This is a genomic window from Mesorhizobium ventifaucium (assembly GCF_935822925.1).
GTDB lineage: Bacteria > Pseudomonadota > Alphaproteobacteria > Rhizobiales > Rhizobiaceae > Mesorhizobium > Mesorhizobium ventifaucium.
Window position 1 is genome coordinate 16872 of record NZ_CAKXZS010000089.1, and the last position, 15974, is coordinate 32845.

The 15974-nt window shown below is 63.0% G+C and carries 16 protein-coding genes and 1 pseudogene; 6 read left to right on the forward strand and 11 right to left on the reverse strand.

What is annotated here, in order from left to right; translation table 11 throughout:
• Positions 1–232: 232 nt before the first annotated feature.
• From NMG70_RS31830 to NMG70_RS31845, 4 genes are all read right to left on the reverse strand, one after another.
• Entirely contained in the window at positions 233–430 is a 198-nt protein-coding gene (locus NMG70_RS31830) for a hypothetical protein (RefSeq protein WP_254028156.1), read from the reverse strand.
• A 137-nt stretch (positions 431–567) separates the two neighbouring features.
• Positions 568–873, reverse strand: a complete 306-nt coding sequence (locus NMG70_RS31835; RefSeq protein WP_254028157.1) for a hypothetical protein — start codon at positions 871–873, stop codon at positions 568–570.
• Positions 874–1355: 482 nt separating this feature from the next.
• Positions 1356–1517, reverse strand: a complete 162-nt coding sequence (locus NMG70_RS31840; RefSeq protein WP_254028158.1) for a hypothetical protein — start codon at positions 1515–1517, stop codon at positions 1356–1358.
• Positions 1518–2453: 936 nt separating this feature from the next.
• The gene (locus NMG70_RS31845; protein ID WP_254028159.1) at positions 2454–2618 is read right to left on the reverse strand and encodes a hypothetical protein; all 165 of its coding nucleotides are present in this window, start codon (positions 2616–2618) and stop codon (positions 2454–2456) included.
• Between the two features lie 152 nt (positions 2619–2770).
• On the opposite strand from NMG70_RS31845, the gene NMG70_RS31850 reads away from it, so the two are divergent.
• Complete coding sequence (locus NMG70_RS31850) at positions 2771–2926, forward strand: hypothetical protein (RefSeq protein ID WP_254028160.1); 156 nt, start codon at positions 2771–2773, stop codon at positions 2924–2926.
• 135 nt (positions 2927–3061) lie between these two features.
• Here the strand turns inward: NMG70_RS31850 and NMG70_RS31855 are convergent.
• Positions 3062–3496 (reverse strand): annotated as a pseudogene (locus NMG70_RS31855) (ComF family protein); the annotation flags it as partial.
• A gap of 53 nt (positions 3497–3549) precedes the next feature.
• On the opposite strand from NMG70_RS31855, the gene NMG70_RS31860 reads away from it, so the two are divergent.
• Positions 3550–4437, forward strand: coding sequence for a methyltransferase domain-containing protein (locus tag NMG70_RS31860; RefSeq protein ID WP_254028161.1), 888 nt, complete (start codon positions 3550–3552; stop codon positions 4435–4437).
• 33 nt (positions 4438–4470) lie between these two features.
• On the opposite strand, the gene NMG70_RS31865 is transcribed toward NMG70_RS31860, so the two are convergent.
• From NMG70_RS31865 to argJ, 5 genes are all read right to left on the reverse strand, one after another.
• The gene (locus tag NMG70_RS31865) at positions 4471–4650 is read right to left on the reverse strand and encodes a Flp family type IVb pilin (RefSeq protein WP_254018348.1); all 180 of its coding nucleotides are present in this window, start codon (positions 4648–4650) and stop codon (positions 4471–4473) included.
• 63 nt (positions 4651–4713) lie between these two features.
• Positions 4714–5082, reverse strand: a complete 369-nt coding sequence (locus NMG70_RS31870; RefSeq protein WP_254028162.1) for a hypothetical protein — start codon at positions 5080–5082, stop codon at positions 4714–4716.
• Positions 5083–5197: 115 nt separating this feature from the next.
• Positions 5198–5620, reverse strand: a complete 423-nt coding sequence (locus tag NMG70_RS31875) for a (deoxy)nucleoside triphosphate pyrophosphohydrolase (protein WP_254028163.1) — start codon at positions 5618–5620, stop codon at positions 5198–5200.
• Complete coding sequence (locus tag NMG70_RS31880; RefSeq protein WP_254028164.1) at positions 5617–6396, reverse strand: GNAT family N-acetyltransferase; 780 nt, start codon at positions 6394–6396, stop codon at positions 5617–5619. Before NMG70_RS31880 ends, NMG70_RS31875 begins: the two co-directional genes overlap by 4 nt.
• Positions 6396–7637 (reverse strand): bifunctional glutamate N-acetyltransferase/amino-acid acetyltransferase ArgJ, encoded by a 1242-nt coding sequence (gene argJ / locus NMG70_RS31885; protein WP_254028165.1) that lies wholly within the window; start codon positions 7635–7637, stop codon positions 6396–6398. The genes NMG70_RS31880 and argJ overlap by 1 nt, the downstream gene beginning before the upstream one ends.
• 198 nt (positions 7638–7835) lie before the next feature.
• On the opposite strand from argJ, the gene NMG70_RS31890 reads away from it, so the two are divergent.
• Complete coding sequence (locus tag NMG70_RS31890; protein WP_254028166.1) at positions 7836–8492, forward strand: TetR/AcrR family transcriptional regulator; 657 nt, start codon at positions 7836–7838, stop codon at positions 8490–8492.
• A 274-nt stretch (positions 8493–8766) separates the two neighbouring features.
• Here NMG70_RS31890 and NMG70_RS31895 read toward each other — a convergent pair whose 3' ends face one another.
• Positions 8767–9699 carry a peptidylprolyl isomerase gene (locus NMG70_RS31895; protein ID WP_254028167.1) on the reverse strand — a complete coding sequence of 311 codons (933 nt, stop codon included), beginning with the start codon at positions 9697–9699 and terminating at the stop codon, positions 8767–8769.
• A gap of 252 nt (positions 9700–9951) precedes the next feature.
• Between NMG70_RS31895 and secA the strand changes: the two genes are divergently transcribed.
• The 3 genes from secA to NMG70_RS31910 all read left to right on the forward strand — a co-directional run bounded on the left by secA (position 9952) and on the right by NMG70_RS31910 (position 15738).
• Entirely contained in the window at positions 9952–12684 is a 2733-nt protein-coding gene (secA, locus tag NMG70_RS31900) for a preprotein translocase subunit SecA (RefSeq protein ID WP_254018341.1), read from the forward strand.
• 376 nt (positions 12685–13060) lie between these two features.
• Positions 13061–14458, forward strand: coding sequence for a lipopolysaccharide biosynthesis protein (locus tag NMG70_RS31905; protein ID WP_254028168.1), 1398 nt, complete (start codon positions 13061–13063; stop codon positions 14456–14458).
• Complete coding sequence (locus tag NMG70_RS31910; RefSeq protein WP_254028169.1) at positions 14458–15738, forward strand: GNAT family N-acetyltransferase; 1281 nt, start codon at positions 14458–14460, stop codon at positions 15736–15738. Before NMG70_RS31905 ends, NMG70_RS31910 begins: the two co-directional genes overlap by 1 nt.
• The last annotated feature ends 236 nt before the right edge of the window (positions 15739–15974 follow it).

Genomic DNA, 15974 nt, shown 5'->3' on the forward strand with positions numbered 1-15974 from the left:
CTAAGGTCTAGGCATGGATCACAGCAAATGCCCGAGAATATTCATCGAAGGGTTGCCCGAGCCCGAACGGGAACCCGCAACGACATTGAACCGTCAACTTTTTAAACTGGGGCCAATTGTAGATCGCCTCCGGCCTGCGTTGTTGCTGTTCGATTTTTGCGAGATATGGATAGAGGGCCGCCGAGTGCACCGCGACAACACGAGAGCTGCGAACCCCGATCCGGAAGTGGAACTATCTTCTAGCACTGAGTTTTTTGCCGATTCCAAAAGCTTCGTAGAATGGATGAGCATTGCAGATCGCGATGTCGCCCATACGATAGGAGACTTTGCGGGCCTTCTTCGGGACATTTGCGAGACCATCAAAACGATACCTACTGTTTTGGCCAAGCTTGAAGGTGATGACATCGACAGGTTCTTTGAGCGTATCCATAATAGTCTCCCTCCTGCACACCTTTCGCAGGGTGCGGTCGACGCCCTAGAGAACGTCCTGCTTAAATTTTATGATTCGCTGAGACCTGCGGAGACAGAGACGCGGCGCCTTTGGGATATTTGGCGTGAGCGACCCGCTTAATCTACCATGTCGCGCAGTGGCTTCTTGCGCTTCTGCGGTCGGTATTTCTCCACCAGCCTGACCTTATCAATGTCGACCGTCACCAGCGGTCCCATGGCGATTGTGACCTTGCCGGCTTCCTCGTCTATTCGCGTGATCTCGCCGGTAAGCTCGATCTGCTGGCCCTTCTTCACCTTGGTATGGTCAATGATCGAATGCGGGAGGCCATAGCTCGGGATGGAAACGCTGACGCGGCCCTCCGTGACCCGTCTGCGGACCGTGGCCGTGATCGTCACCAGATCTCCAATCGCTAATTTGGCCATCAGGAATCGAGCTCCAGAGGCTCGTGCGCCGGTTGCTCATGCCAGATGACCTGCCGCAGGTCGCGCCGGTCCACCGGCTGTCCGCAGATGGGGCAGGTGTGGAAATGGGCGCCCTCACTGGCCGGAGGATCACCGTGGCGCGTGACTGTTATTGGCGGCCCAAGGTCTGACAGCTTTGTCATGACCCTTCGAACATTCAATTTAGCTAAAATGTTCCGGAACTAATTTAGCTTGCGCGCCTTGAATCGCGCGTCCTGAGTTCACAGCATGCGTCTGAAGTTCATCCCCCCCGTTCAGGCACGCGCGCACATGCCGACCATGTCGCGCTGCCTGTAGCCGCCAGACCGCGCCGGCGAGGCATCGTGGCGGTGATGGCGGCTGGCTTCGCTGCGCTTGGTCTTAGTGATGCGCAGGTCGAAACGTTCTTCGTGGCTGCGGTGCTGTAATCAAATGAAATTGGCAGGCACCAAACTCTGGCGACTTCAGTGTTTGGTGCCCGTCCTCTCGGCAACTAGTTGTTCAATATCCATCGCGACTTCATCGAATAGCGCCTCGAGCTCGGCTTTGGTTTTAAGATTGAAGGTGTGCTTGAGTTCCTCAACCATCTCCTCGTCGAAGAATGATTCCCAGTCGGCCAAAGGCATTTGTTACTCCTGGTAATTGCTGTCGCACGATGACCCCAATCCGTCTGTTTATCCAACCATCCGAGCTTCATGGCAGTCAATGGCATTTGGCGCCGATGTCGGGCAACTAGAGCACTGAACGCTCTCGCCGGGGCATCCCATGCGGTGCGTACCGTCTGGGCAGCACGTGCCGCCCGACCGCCGCCACTGCGGACAGTGGAACACGATGCCGGCGCCGCGGCAGTGCGGGCCATGCATAAAAGTCAGTCATTCTGCGGTGCCCAACCTTTCTTCCGCGCCAGTCGCTCGAGTCGAAGGCGCTCTTTGCGTTCAGGCGTCCAATATGCCTGGTCACGGTTGGTGCGATCGAGGGGTTCGGCATCTTTCCATCTAACTAGGGACGCCTTTGTTGCTTCCCGTTCCGCCGATTGCTTGGCGTGGGTTTTTTCCCACCTGATACGGCCAGGTGACTTCGGCTTAGGCGCCAAGAGTCTCTGTAGGCTCTTGTACATTTGATAGTCCGACGACCTTGGTTCGACATGCCGCCGCGGTAACGACGGCTCAACCCGCAGCGTGTCCTTTATTGCCTCGACGTCTTTTCCGGTTAGAAGAATATTCCTTCCTGCGACCATGCACAGCCCGTGGCGCCTAGCGATCTTTGCAACGCCACGGTTTGTAAGACGCAACAGGTCGGCAGCTTCGCCGATAGTGTAGATCTTATCGTTATCCATCCGCTACGGATTCCACGGAATAGTAGTGAAGTCCATAGGATTATAAAAAAGGTTCACTTGCATATTTTACTTTCACAAAAGGCAATTGTGCATGTGCTTGCCTAGCTACTAGCGAGCGTTATACTCTGCATCGGCCTTCCGGACCGGGTAGGCTGATTGCGGAGAATCGATTGTCGACGCCTCGGCAGTCAGGGCGCGCTGTAGCTTGGTAACTGCAGCGCGCTTTCTATTCGGTCTTGGGCAGGTAGCCCTTCGCCTCCAGATCGTCAGCTAAAACTTTCTCTACGTAGCTGCTTACCGTGCGCCTGTCCGCTACAGCGGCCTTTGCCAGCGCCTCTTTGATTGCGGGAGGCAATCTAAGTGCAAGGTTGGCTGATTTGGCGTTGGCCATTGAAAGTTTCCCTCAGTTGCGATTGTCATGCAATGTAATGCATAATCTCGTTGACGGCTATCTCGATTTATGTAATGCATTGTCATGCAAAGCATTGCAAGCGGCAGAATGGACTGCGCGCCAGGACGGTTAACGAGGTGTAGGAGAGAATGATGAACCTTGGTAAACACGTGATCGTGCTCGACACGGGCATGCGCGGGCTAGTGGTCGGCATCACACAGATTCTTGGTGAAGCCACCCGCCACCTGGTGCGACTGGCCGCGGGCGGTGAGGTGTGGATTTCCGCGCTGGATCTCGAGTTCCTTTGATCCGTTGGCGGCTTTCACCGGAAAGGACAAAGACCCCGCTTCGGCGTGGTTTTTGTAGATACTGTCAACCAAGTCCAGTATGTTGCGCGATATGGTAACTAGAAACTACACATAGCAAAATCAAGCACTTATAGGCCAAAAGCGCCGCCAGTGCAGCGGCACCGGCACGACCACATCGGCTTCCGCGATCAGTTCGGCACCGGCGCGCAGCATCCAGCGCGCCATCCACGGCGCCAGATCGGTGCGGTCCTGGTATTTCAGCCCTTGCACCATCTGGCGGGCGACACCGGAGTAAGCGACCGCGGCCCGTGCGCGCTCGAAGGGCGGCGGGTCGGCGATCGCCTCGGCCGACAGGAACCCCTCGCCCATATGATGGGTGAACGGCGTGCCCATCACCGGGCACCATGGCCGCTCCAGAAGCCTGAGTTTCGGCCAGCAGGCGCCGCACAGCACGCCGGGCTGCGAGACATGCCGTCGGCAGCCGGCGCAAACCGGCGGAAACAGGATGCGCGCCGGCCAGTCCAACGCCTTTCGAGCGACACTCTTGATATCCAGCATTGGATCGGCCACGTGGTTCTTTTTCCGCCACCCTATATCAGAGAGCGGAAACCAGGAACCGTCAGTTGCAACCTATAGTCGATACCTCTCTCTGGCTGGCGCACAAGCGCCGGGCGCTCGCCTATCCGACTGCCGGCGCGGACTTCCTGATGCGGCGCGCAGCTGAAGAGCTCACCGACCGGCTGGGCGCTGTGGAACGCAAATTTGACAGGGCGGCCGTCCTGTTTTGCCAGACGCCGGCGGCAGTCGACGTGCTCGCGACAAGCGGCAAGGTGACGGACATCGTGCGCGTCGAGGCGGATGCGGCCTTCCTGGGCGATGGAGCGGGAGGCGATGCCGCGGGACTGGTGGCGCCGCTGGAGACCGTGCCGTTCGAGCCGGAAAGCCTCGACCTCGCCGTGTCGCTTTTGTCGCTTCAGGCAATGAACGACATTCCCGGCATGCTGGTGCAGATCCGCCGCGCTCTGAAGCCGGACGGTCTTTTCCTCGGCGCTTTTGCCGGCGCCGGCACGCTTTCCGAGCTGCGCGAATGCCTGCTCGCCGCCGAGACCGAGCTTTACGGCGGCGCCAGCCCGCGCGTCATCCCGTTCACCGACGTGCGCGACGCCGGCGCGCTTTTGCAACGCGCCGGCCTGGCCTTGCCCGTCGCCGACGTCGAGACGGTGACGGTGCGCTACGATTCCCTGTTCGGCCTGATGGCAGACCTGCGTGCGATGGGCGAGACCAGCGCTCTGACCGACCGCAGCAGGCGACCGGGCACTCGAAGGCTGTTTGCCCGCGCCGCCGAGATCTATGCCGAACAATTTTCGGATGCCGATGGCCGCGTCAGGGCGAGTTTTCCGATCGTCTGGATGTCGGGCTGGGCGCCCGACGCCTCGCAGCAAAAACCGCTGAAGCCGGGCTCGGCGAAAATATCGCTGAAGGCAATACTGGAAAACCCCGGCGGGCGTTGACCCGATGCCACGGGTCCCGGTGGCCGGTCGTGATCACTTCGCGAAAGCGTTCACAAGCTTGCTGGAATTGTCGCTGAACAGCCACGTGATTGCGTCGGCGGCCTTGCCGACACCGCCTACGATGGTAAGCGACAGCACGGCCACGATCAGCCCATATTCGACAGCCGTCGCGCCGGTCTTGTCTTCCCAAAATCGTTGCAGCAATGTTTTCATGGCCGTCGATCCCGCTTGCCGGACCCTAGCGCGGACCTGTTAAGAAAGGTTAACGGCAAAGGCTTAACAGGCGATGAAAGCACCGCTTTGGCCGGTGCAGCAGTCGCCGCTGCGCTGGCCATTGTCGCGTATCACGCAGATCGAAGTGGGCAGCGGCTGCAGCACGCTCCTGCGCAGCGTGTAGGTCTCACGACGGCCGCTCGAGCCCGTGCCTGTGCTCCCGACCGACCCCGTGCTCATCCTGTCGAGGCCGCCGGCAAAATCGTCGCGGCCGGATCGCGTCCGGCTCTCGAGCAAGGGCGTCGCGATCAAGGCCAGCGCCACCGCGGCCGAGCCGAACAAAAGCGTGATTCGCAATATTCCCATGCCGACATGGACAGCGCTGTAATTGCGATCGGGTCGGATCGATTCCCAGTCCCTGTCGAGGCTCATGCAACGCCCTCCGGCGAAGGCCCGAATACGGCCTTCCCACGATTTCCACGCCTCAATTTTTCACAGCGAGATAAATCTTCCCTTAACGCTGTTTAATCGGGCAGTGGCGGCACGATTACAGAAGATCGATGAGGAACTGGATCAGCGGCGCGTCGGCCGGCGGCATCGGAAAATCGCGCATCTGGAGCGGCCGCACCCATTTCAGCACCTGCCCCTCCTTCGGCTGCGCGATGCCGCGGAAGCGACGGCAGACGAACAGCGGCATCAGCAGGTGAAAATCATCATAGGAATGGCTGGCGAAGGTGAACGGCGCCAGGCAGGGAATATCGGTTTCGATGCCGATCTCCTCGTACAACTCGCGGATCAGGCATTCTTCCGGGGTCTCGCCGGGCTCGACCTTGCCGCCCGGAAATTCCCACAGGCCGGCCAGTTGCTTGCCTTCGGGGCGCTGCGCCAGAAGCACGCGGCCGTCGGTATCGACCAGCGCGCAGGCTGCGACCAGGAGCAGGCGCTTGCCGACAGGGTTTACGCCAGTCATGCGCCGGGCGGCCGGCGATAATGGTAACGATAGACTTCGTCGAACCCGAGCGAACGATAGAGCGCCAGCGCCGGCGCATTGTCGGCCTCGACCTGCAGCCAGGCTTCCCGAGCGCCGCGCAGCCGTGCCCATTTCAGCGCCGACAGGATGAGGTGGCGGCCATGGCCCTGGTTGCGCACCGATCTGTCGGTGGCAACCTCGAACAGCCCGGCAAGATCGCCATCATGGACGCAGATCAGCGTCGCCAGCGGTTCGGTGCCGTCTTCGAGCGCGAACAGCCCGGCCTCCGGCTGGATGGCGCCGATGATCTCCGACAGGCCCGGCCGCAGCGACACATCCGATGCGCTTACCTTGAGCGCCGCGCCGATGAAGCGGCTGATGTCCTTCAGCGGGATCTGGTCCATGGCGGCATCGAGCTGGGCGTCCGCCAGCGGCAACCGCATGACCAGCGATTCGTCGAATGTGCTCCAGCCGTCGCTGTCGAGATGTTTGGAGAGGATCGGCCCCGACAGCGGCGATATGCGGAAGGTCAGCGGCCGGCCATAGGCGTCGAAACGACGGCTGGCGCGGCCGATGCGCTCGGCAATGTGCTGGATGTCGCCCGGATCGAGCGGGTTGACCGAATTCAGCCGCTTGGCAGGATGGCCCGCCGTCAGCCGCACCACCCAGGTGCCGTCATAATGGACGGCCGCCGCCGGCCAGGCGCGAAAGCCGGCCGCCTCATAGCGACGCACGATGGCAAGCACGCTTGCCGGATGTCTGGAAACCAATGCCATCAGCTCCGATAATCGCCGTTGATGGCGACATACTCCTTGGTGAGGTCGCAAGTCCACACCGTCGCCTTGCCGCGGCCGATGCCGATATCGGCACGGATGCGGATCTCGTCTCGCTTCATGTAGGCCGATGTCGCCGCTTCGGAGTAGGCGGCATCGCGCTCGCCCTGATGCGCCAGCCGGATGTCGCCGAACCAGATCGACAGCAGGTCGCGGTCGGCCGGTTCGCCGGCCTTGCCGACGGCCATGACGACGCGGCCCCAATTGGCGTCCTCGCCGGCGACCGCCGTCTTGACCAGCGGCGAGTTGGCGATCGACAGCGCGATGCGCTTGGCCGAGCGGGCCGATTTCGCGCCGGTGACGGTGACCTCGACCTGCTTGCGCGCGCCCTCGCCGTCGCGCACCACTTGCAGCGCCAGCGATTTCAGCACCTTGCCGAGCGCGCGGCGGAAGGCGCCGAGGCGCGCATCCCCGGCATCGGTGATGTCAGGCGCGCCGCGCCTGGATGCCGTGCCGGTGGCGAACATCAGCAGCGTGTCGCTGGTCGAGGTGTCGCTGTCGACGGTGACCGCATTGAAGGTCTTGGCGGTGCCGCGCGACAAAAGATCCTGCAGCACGGGGGCTGCGATCGGCGCGTCGGTGGCGATGAAGGAGAGCATCGTCGCCATGTCGGGCGCGATCATGCCGGCGCCCTTGGCAATGCCGTTGATGCTGACGTCGGCGTCGCCGAGTTTTACCGTCGCGGTCGCCAGTTTCGGATAGGTGTCGGTGGTCATGATCGCCTTGGCGGCTTCGGTCCACAGATCCGGCCTGCCGTCCTTGACCAGTCCGACGAGCAGATGGCTGAACTTGCCGGCATCCAGCGGCTCGCCGATGACGCCAGTCGAGGCCAGAAACACCTCGCCCGGCGTGCAGCCGGCAGCCTTGGCTGCAGCCTCGCCGGTCATTGCCGTGGAAGCTCGGCCCTTGTTGCCGGTGAAGGCATTGGCGTTGCCGGAATTGACGACCAGGACGCTCGCCTTGCCGGCGCTAAGATTCTGCCGGCAGAAATCAACCGGCGCCGACGGGCATTTCGACTTGGTGAACACGCCGGCGACCGTGGTGCCGGCATCGAAGACCATGGTCAGCAGGTCGGTCCGGTTCTTGTACTTTATCCCGGCCTCGGCGGTGGCAATGCGGACGCCCTCGATGTCAGGCATTTCAGGATATTTCTTCGGCGCGAGCGGCGAAATCGTGGCTGACATGAAGACCTCGGGCGGGAAAAACGCAAGGGGGGAACGCCGGTTTGCCCGATAGCGAGCGCAGGCGCAAGGGCGTTTGGTGGTCGGGCACGTACCCTTTCACATCAGAGCGAAACACTCGGTCGCACGAAACGGACCGTTTCGTTTCGCCGAGAAAGCGTGTACGACTTGCCGACAAAAATCATGGGCAAGGGAAACTGCATGGGCCTGGATCAGGGGCGGAGGTCGATCGGCGCACGTCGCAACCCCGACAGCGCCGACGCCATTCTCGACGCCGCCGAGGCAGTGCTGGTCGAGGCCGGTTATTCCGGCTTCTCGATCGAAGCGGTGGCGCGGCGGGCGCGTGCGGGAAAGCCGACAATCTATCGCTGGTGGCCGAGCAAGGCCGCCTTGCTGTTCGACGTCTATCAAAGGCTAAAGCGCGTCGACCATCCCGACACCGGCAACCTCGAGGACGATCTCGTGGGCTTCCTCAAAAGCCTGTTCTCGCACTGGCGCGAAACATCGTCAGGCAGCACCTTCAGATCGCTGATCGCCGAGGCGCAGTCGGACGCAACAGTCGCCGCCGTGCTTGCCGAATACACCAAAGGACGCCATGCCCATACCGGCCAGATGATCGAACGCGCCAAAGCAAGAGGCGAAGTGGCGGCCGACATCGATTCCACGCTCGTCGCCGACTTGGTCGCCTCCTTTGCCTGGACGCATCTTTTGACCAATCGCCTCGATGAAGACGAAACGACGCTGCGCAAGGCGGTTGGCTATCTGTTGAAGGGCATAGCCGCTGACGACGCCGGCTCGGTTGGCGCCGCGGCGGTCCGGCGGAGGCGTCGACGCGTCATCGCCCGCACCACCCGGTAGAGCGACAGGGCCGTAGGGCACATCAGGCGATCAGTTGTTGACGCCGGCGCTGCCCCTCATTGCCCTGCCGGGCATTTCTCCCCGTATAGTGACGGGGAGAAAGGGCTGACCGCAACCTCAGCACGTTTCCTGCAACGCTGGAGATTGGCGAAATCCTTTGCGAAGGCTGTCCTTCTCCCCGTCACTATACGGGGAGAAGATGCCGGCAGGCAGATGAGGCGCAGCGCCGGCGCCAACAATTAGTTGGCACTATCATCTGCGACGACCGCCTGCCCTACTTGGTGTTTTCCAGCGCGTCGACCGTCTTCTTCAGCTTCTCGTCCGGGATCTCGACCTTGGCCTCGGCGCGCAGCGACTTGACCAGTGCGATATATTTATCGCGGATGACTGCCTGACGGGCCTGGTCCTTGACTTGGTCGAAGGCCGGCGGCTGCTTCGCGCGCTTGTCCTCGACCTGGATGACGTGCCAGCCGAACTGCGACTGCACCGGCTGCTCGGTGTATTTGCCGACCGCCAGCGCGAAGACCGCCTTGTCGAATTCCGGCACCATCTGGCCGGGTCCGAACCAGCCGAGATCGCCGCCGCTGGTCTTGCCGCTCGGATCGCTGGTGTGCTCGTTGGCGAGTTTCTGGAAATCGGCGCCGCCGTCGAGCTGCTTGATGATCGCATTGGCCTCTTCCTTCGTCTTCACGAGGATGTGACGGGCATGCACCTCGTTGGCCGGCGGCGTGTTGGCGATTTCCTGGTCGTAGCGGGCGCGAACCTCGGCATCGGTGATCTTGCCGACGACATCCTTCTCGACCATTTCGCCATGCAGGGCGCGCTGCTGCAGGAATGCCATGCGGCGCTGGAAGTCGGGATCCTTGTCGAGGCCGGTGGTGACCGCCTGGGCGGCCATGACCTTGATTTCGATCGCCGCCGAAAGTGCCGCGGCGCGGCGCTGTTCGGGCGGCATCTGCGCGAACTGCTGCGACAGTTCGCCTTCGGCAAGCGCAAGGTCTGCCTCGGTCAGCTTCTGGCCGTTGATCGTGGCGACCACGGCGTTCGGATCGACCGGCGCGGCCGGTTGGGCGGGGGCGCCTGGCTGGGCCGGGGCTGGTTGGGCAGGCGCGGTGTCCTGCGCCATCGCTGGCGACAGCGACAGCGCCGACAGCCCGAATGCCATGCCGAGGCTGGCGAGCGACGCGCGGCGAAACAATGAGCACATACGATTAACTCCAATGGGGGATAGCTAGGGCAGGATGGCTTCCAGACCAGCCGGATTGTGGCGGAATTTGGCACGGTCGACAGGGCGAGCGCGCCGTTGACATCGATTGAGCCCCCTCTTATCTGTCCAACGACTTTGCGTCCAGAACCGTTTTCCGGGCGCTTTTTGCGTTTGTCCGCGTTTCACGTGGATTTGACGGTGCCGGCCGGTACCCGTCGCAACGACTTGGAATGCTATCGAAAGGACCATTGAATGGTCAGTTTTGGCGGTCTCGCCCGTAAGGTTTTCGGCTCCTCCAACGATCGCCGGGTCAAGTCGACCCGACCGCGCGTCGAAGCGATCAACGCCATGGAAAACGAAATGCGGGCGCTCTCCGACGCCGAGCTGACCGCCCGCACGGAAAAATTCCGCCAGGACGTCGCCAACGGCGCCAGCCTCGACGATCTCCTGGTGCCGGCCTTCGCCACCGTGCGCGAAGCGGCGCGCCGCGTGCTCGGCATGCGCCCGTTCGACGTCCAGCTGATCGGCGGCATGGTGCTGCACAATGGCGGCATCGCCGAGATGCGTACCGGCGAGGGCAAGACGCTGGTCGCCACGCTGCCCGTCTATCTCAACGCGCTCGCCGGCAAAGGCGTCCATGTCGTCACCGTCAACGACTATCTTGCCAAACGCGACTCCGAATGGATGGGCCGCGTCTACAAATTCCTCGGCCTTAGCGTCGGCGTCATCGTCCATGGCCTGTCCGACGAGGAACGCCACGCCGCCTATGCCGCCGACGTCACCTACGCCACCAACAATGAGCTCGGCTTCGACTATCTGCGCGACAACATGAAATACGAGCGCGCCCAGATGGTGCAGCGCGGCCACAGCTACGCGATCGTCGACGAGGTCGATTCCATCCTGGTCGACGAGGCGCGCACGCCGCTGATCATTTCCGGTCCGCTCGAGGACCGCTCGGAAATGTACAACACCATCGACGCCTTCATGCTGAAGCTCGAGCCGGCCGACTATGAGATCGACGAGAAGCAGAAGACCTCGATCTTCACCGAGGAGGGCACCGAGAAGCTGGAAAACCTTTTGCGCGACGCCGGCCTGCTCAAGGGCGAGTCGCTCTATGACGTCGAGAACGTCGCCATCGTCCACCACGTCAACAATGCGCTCAAGGCGCACCAGCTGTTCCAGAAGGACAAGGACTATATCGTGCGCAACGGCGAGATCGTCATCATCGACGAATTCACCGGCCGCATGATGCCGGGCCGCCGCTATTCGGAAGGCCTGCACCAGGCGCTCGAGGCCAAGGAGCATGTGGCGATCCAGCCGGAGAACCAGACGCTCGCCTCCGTCACCTTCCAGAACTATTTCCGCCTCTACAAGAAGCTCGCCGGCATGACCGGCACGGCGCTGACCGAGGCCGAGGAGTTCGCCAACATCTACAATCTCGACGTCACCGAGATCCCGACCAACCTGCCGGTCATCCGCATTGACGAGGACGACGAGGTCTACCGGACCGTCGAGGAGAAGTACAAGGCGATCGTCAGGGAAATCAAGGAAGCCCGCGCCAAGGGACAGCCTACCTTGGTCGGCACCACCTCGATCGAGAAATCCGAGCTGCTGGCCGAACGCCTGCGCAAGGAAGGTTTTACCGATTTCGAGGTGCTGAACGCCCGCCACCATGAGCGTGAGGCCGCGATCGTCGCCCAGGCGGGAAAACCCGGCGCCATCACCATTGCCACCAACATGGCCGGCCGCGGCACCGACATCCAGCTCGGCGGCAATGCGGACATGCGCATCGCCGAGGAGCTTGGCGACATGCCGGCCGGCCCCGATCGCGACGCCAGGGAAAAGGCAATTCGCGACGACATCGCCCGGCTGAAGGAGAAGGCGCTCGCCGCCGGCGGCCTCTACGTGCTCGCCACCGAGCGCCATGAGTCGCGCCGTATCGACAACCAGTTGCGCGGCCGCTCAGGCCGCCAGGGCGATCCCGGGCGCTCAAAATTCTTCCTGTCGCTGCAGGACGATCTGATGCGCATCTTCGGCTCCGAGCGCATGGACGGCATGCTGCAGAAGCTTGGCCTCAAGGAAGACGAGGCGATCATCCACCCCTGGATCAACAAGGCGCTGGAAAAGGCGCAGAAGAAGGTCGAGGCGCGCAACTTCGACATCCGCAAGAACCTGCTGAAATATGACGACGTGTCCAACGACCAGCGCAAGGTGGTGTTCGAGCAGCGCCTCGAACTGATGGACGGCGAAGGCCTGTCCGAGACCATCGCCGAGATGCGCGAGGGCGTCATCGAGGAGATCGTTGCCAAGGCCATTCCCGAAAACGCCTATGCCGAGCAGTGGAACGTCGCCGGCCTCAAGGCCGAGGTCGCCGAATTCCTCAATCTCGACCTGCCGGTCGAGGACTGGGTCAAGGAAGAGGGCATTGCCGAGGACGACATCCGCGAGCGTATCAGCCAGGCCGCCGAGACTGCCGCGAAAGAGCGTGCCGAGCGCTTCGGCCCCGACGTGATGGCCTATGTCGAGCGCTCCGTGGTGCTGCAGACGCTCGACCATCTGTGGCGCGAGCACATCGTCAACCTCGACCACCTGCGCTCGGTCGTCGGCTTCCGCGGCTACGCCCAGCGCGATCCGCTGCAGGAATACAAGGGCGAGGCGTTCGAGCTGTTCCAGGCGATGCTGGGCAATCTGCGCCAGGCCGTCACCGCGCAGTTGATGCGCGTCGAGCTGGTCCGCCAGGCCGCCGAAGCGCCGCCGCCCGAGGCGCCCGACATGTTCGGCAGCCATCTCGACGGCACCACCGGCGAGGACGATTTTAACGGCGGCGACACCGGGCTTCTGGTTCGCCAGGAGACCCACGCCACCGTCGCCCCCGAAAACCGCGACCCCAAGAACCCCGCCACCTGGGGCAAGGTCGGCCGCAACGAGGCCTGCCCGTGCGGGTCAGGGAAAAAATACAAGCATTGCCACGGGGCGTTCGCGTAAGTTTCCTTCGCCCCGTTCACGGAGAGAAGGTGCCCGAAGGGCGGATGAGGGGCCAGAGCCGGCGTCCGCGATTGGCCAATCTCCCCACCTGAGGGGGAGATGGCCGGCAGGCCAAAGGGGGATGCTGTCCCGCCGACAGCGGAAATGGGCCTTCAGCTCTTATTTCTTTCCATCAACTGGCCTGTCGTTTCGTCGCGTTCTGCCGCGAACGGTGAACATGGCACAAGGCCGGCGCTGCCCCTCATCCGCCTGCCGGCACCTTCTCCCCGTGAAACGGGGCGAAGGGAGCACTCCCTCCACCCCACCCAACCGTTTCTTAATGTGTTTTCGTTAGACGCAGAGCCAGAAAAGAGGCGGAAAACGGAGTGTAATCAGGGTGCGCTTTTCCGCGGCGACGACAGCCGGGCGGTTCCTGCCGCAGCGCCTTGCGCTGCGCGCAAAGCCGCTGCTTACCCGCGTCGATGCCGTGCTGTTCACCGCCGACGAGCGCGGCGAAGCCAGCCGCATGTCGCTGATTGCCTTTTCCATCCGCATCGTCAGCGCCGTCATCGCCTTCGTCAGCCAGGTGCTGATGGCGCGCTGGATGGGCTCGTTCGAATACGGCATTTTTGTCCTTGTCTGGGTGACGATGGTCATCGTCGGCAACCTCGCCTGCCTCGGCTTCCACACCTCTGTCATCCGCTTCATTCCCGAATATCGCGAGCGCAACATGCTGGCCGAACTGCGCGGCATCGTGCTGACCAGCCGCCTGTTCGTGCTGGTTGCCTCGACGGCGATCGCCGGGCTGGGCGCGCTCGGCGTCTGGCTGCTCTCGCCCTTTATCGAGAACTACTATGTCGTGCCGTTCATTCTCGGCCTCATCTGCATGCCGATGATCGCCATGTCCGACCTGTTGCAGGGGCTGGCGCGGGCCAACTCGTGGGCGCTGTTTGCGCTGGCGCCCACTTATCTGGTACGGCCGGTGCTGATCCTGGCGCTGATGGCGCTGATGCTTCAGGTCGGCTTTGCGCCCGACGCCAGGACGGCGATCTTCGCCTCGATCGCCGCCGCCTATGCCACCACGCTCGGCCAGCTCATCGGCATCACTGCGCGCATCGACAAAAAAATCCCGGCCGGGCCGATGAAGCTGCATTTCGCGCAATGGTTCCTCGTGTCGCTGCCGATCTTCCTGGTCGAAGGCTTCTTTTTCCTGCTCACCAATGCCGACGTGCTGATGGTCGGCGCCTATATGAATCCTATCGACGTCGCCGTCTATTTCGCCACGGTCAAGACGCTGGCGCTGGTGCATTTCGTCTATTTTGCGGTCAAGGCGGGCGTTGCCCAGCGTTACGCGCAATTCACCCATGGCGAGCCCGAAAAGCTCGCCGCCTTCGCCCGCGAAACCGTGTCGTGGACGTTCTGGCCATCGCTGTTGATGGCGCTGCTGGTGCTGGTGCTGGGCGAGCCGATGCTGGGCTTGTTCGGGCCTGAATTCGTTGCCGGCTACCCGCTGTTGTTCCTGCTGGTCGTCGGCGTCGTCGCCCGCGCCGCCGTCGGCCCCTGCGAAAGCCTGCTCACCATGAGCGGCAACCAGAACATCTGCGCCGCCGTCTACGCCATGACGCTGGCCTTCAACATTGGCCTCAATCTGGTGCTGATCCCGCTTTTCGGCTTGTGGGGCGCGGCGATGGCCACCGCCTTTGCCATGATCTTCGAGGCCGGCGCGCTGGCCTTCACGGTCTGGCGCAGGCTCGGCATCGTCATGGTCATCTTCGTAGCCAAAGGAGCCGCCTGATGGCCGCCATCCCGTTGCTCGAGGAAACCAGCGGCGGCCCGGCCGGCGCCCTGGTGTCGGGCCTCGCCGGGCTCGCCCGCGAAGCCGACCCCGCCCATATCGAATTGTTGGCCAACGGCCGACCCCAGCGCAAACTGGCTATTTACGCCGCCTCCGCCGGCTTCGACCTGGTCGAGGAACTCGACTATCTCTGCGCCCGCACGATCGAGCCCAACGTGTTCTTCAATCCGCGCTTCCTGGCACCCGCCATGCCGCGACTGGAAGACCGCGAGGTGCGGCTGGCGGTCATCCGCGACGGCGACGAATACCGCAACCGGCTGCGCTTGCTGGTGCCGTTCTCGGTGGAGCGGCCGGCGACGCCGCTGGGCGTGCGGGTGATGCGCACATGGTCGAGCCCGTTCGGGCCGATCGGCACGCCGCTGGTCGACCGTGACGATCCCGTCGGCGTCATCGAGGATTTCTTCGCGATGCTGTCGCGGCCGCATCTCAAACTGCCAAAAGTCTTCGTGCTGCCCGACATCCGGCTCGACGGCCCGGTGGCCAGCCTGCTGGCCACCGTCGCCGAGACGCGTGGGCTGACGCTGGTCACCACCGGCAAGGCCGAACGCCCGATGCTCGAAAGCGAGATCGACGGCGATGAGTATCTGAAGGCCTCGCTGCGCTCGCACCATTATCGCGAGTTCCGCCGCCTGAAGCGCCGCCTCGCCGACCTCGGCAGGCTGGAGCATCTGGTGGCGCGCGGACCGGAAAACATCCGCCATGCCATCGAGCGTTTTTTGACGCTCGAGGCCGCCGGCTGGAAAGGCCGCGAGCGCACCGCCATGGCCATCGACCGCTACCGCGCCGCCTTTGCCCGCGAGGCCGTGCACCGGCTGGCCGAACGGGATCTGTGCCGCATCCATTCACTGACGCTCGATGACCGCACCATCGCCAGCCTGATCGTCTTTGTCGAGGCCGGCGTCGCCTACACCTGGAAGACGGCCTATGACGAGACGCTCGCCGCCTATTCGCCGGGCACGCTGCTGATGATCGAGGTGACCAGGCAGCATCTCGACGACCCCAACATCATGATCAGCGATTCCTGCGCCGTGCCCGACCATCCGGTGATGAGCCGGCTGTGGATGGAGCGCAGGCCGATCGGCACGCTGGTCGTCGGCCTGACGCCCGACGCCGACCGCCTCGCCCGCCAGGCGGCGTCGCAGCTCCACCTCTACCGCGAAACCCGCCACATGGCGCGCCTGCTGCGCAACCGGGTGAAGAGCTTGCTGGGACGGCGGTAGGCTGGTGGGCAGCGCTGCACGCCGTAGCGGCTGGTGAAGCGATATGGATCGTGCCGCGCTTCTGGCTCGCGATCATGGGGGCATAGCCAGTCTGGAGGAAGGTTAGCTGGCAATATTGCGGATGCAAGCGCCTTCTGAGCCGCTGCATTCTTCGGCTGATGTTACGGAATGGATCCCAGGGTCCGCCCCGCGTCGCTTCGCTCCTTGCTCCACCCTGGGATGACGAAGTCGTGGTG

Coding starts and splice junctions, on each gene's coding strand:
- argJ (WP_254028165.1), bottom strand. CDS start 7,637: ATGTCAGCCACGATTTCGCCGCTCGCGCCGAAGAAATATCCTGAAATG.
- NMG70_RS31840 (WP_254028158.1), bottom strand. CDS start 1,517: ATGCCTTTGGCCGACTGGGAATCATTCTTCGACGAGGAGATGGTTGAG.
- NMG70_RS31830 (WP_254028156.1), bottom strand. CDS start 430: ATGGATACGCTCAAAGAACCTGTCGATGTCATCACCTTCAAGCTTGGC.
- NMG70_RS31895 (WP_254028167.1), bottom strand. CDS start 9,699: ATGTGCTCATTGTTTCGCCGCGCGTCGCTCGCCAGCCTCGGCATGGCA.
- NMG70_RS31870 (WP_254028162.1), bottom strand. CDS start 5,082: ATGAGCCTCGACAGGGACTGGGAATCGATCCGACCCGATCGCAATTAC.
- NMG70_RS31875 (WP_254028163.1), bottom strand. CDS start 5,620: ATGACTGGCGTAAACCCTGTCGGCAAGCGCCTGCTCCTGGTCGCAGCC.
- NMG70_RS31910 (WP_254028169.1), top strand. CDS start 14,458: ATGGCCGCCATCCCGTTGCTCGAGGAAACCAGCGGCGGCCCGGCCGGC.
- NMG70_RS31845 (WP_254028159.1), bottom strand. CDS start 2,618: ATGGCCAACGCCAAATCAGCCAACCTTGCACTTAGATTGCCTCCCGCA.
- NMG70_RS31835 (WP_254028157.1), bottom strand. CDS start 873: ATGGCCAAATTAGCGATTGGAGATCTGGTGACGATCACGGCCACGGTC.
- NMG70_RS31880 (WP_254028164.1), bottom strand. CDS start 6,396: ATGGCATTGGTTTCCAGACATCCGGCAAGCGTGCTTGCCATCGTGCGT.
- NMG70_RS31865 (WP_254018348.1), bottom strand. CDS start 4,650: ATGAAAACATTGCTGCAACGATTTTGGGAAGACAAGACCGGCGCGACG.
- secA (WP_254018341.1), top strand. CDS start 9,952: ATGGTCAGTTTTGGCGGTCTCGCCCGTAAGGTTTTCGGCTCCTCCAAC.
- NMG70_RS31890 (WP_254028166.1), top strand. CDS start 7,836: ATGGGCCTGGATCAGGGGCGGAGGTCGATCGGCGCACGTCGCAACCCC.
- NMG70_RS31850 (WP_254028160.1), top strand. CDS start 2,771: ATGAACCTTGGTAAACACGTGATCGTGCTCGACACGGGCATGCGCGGG.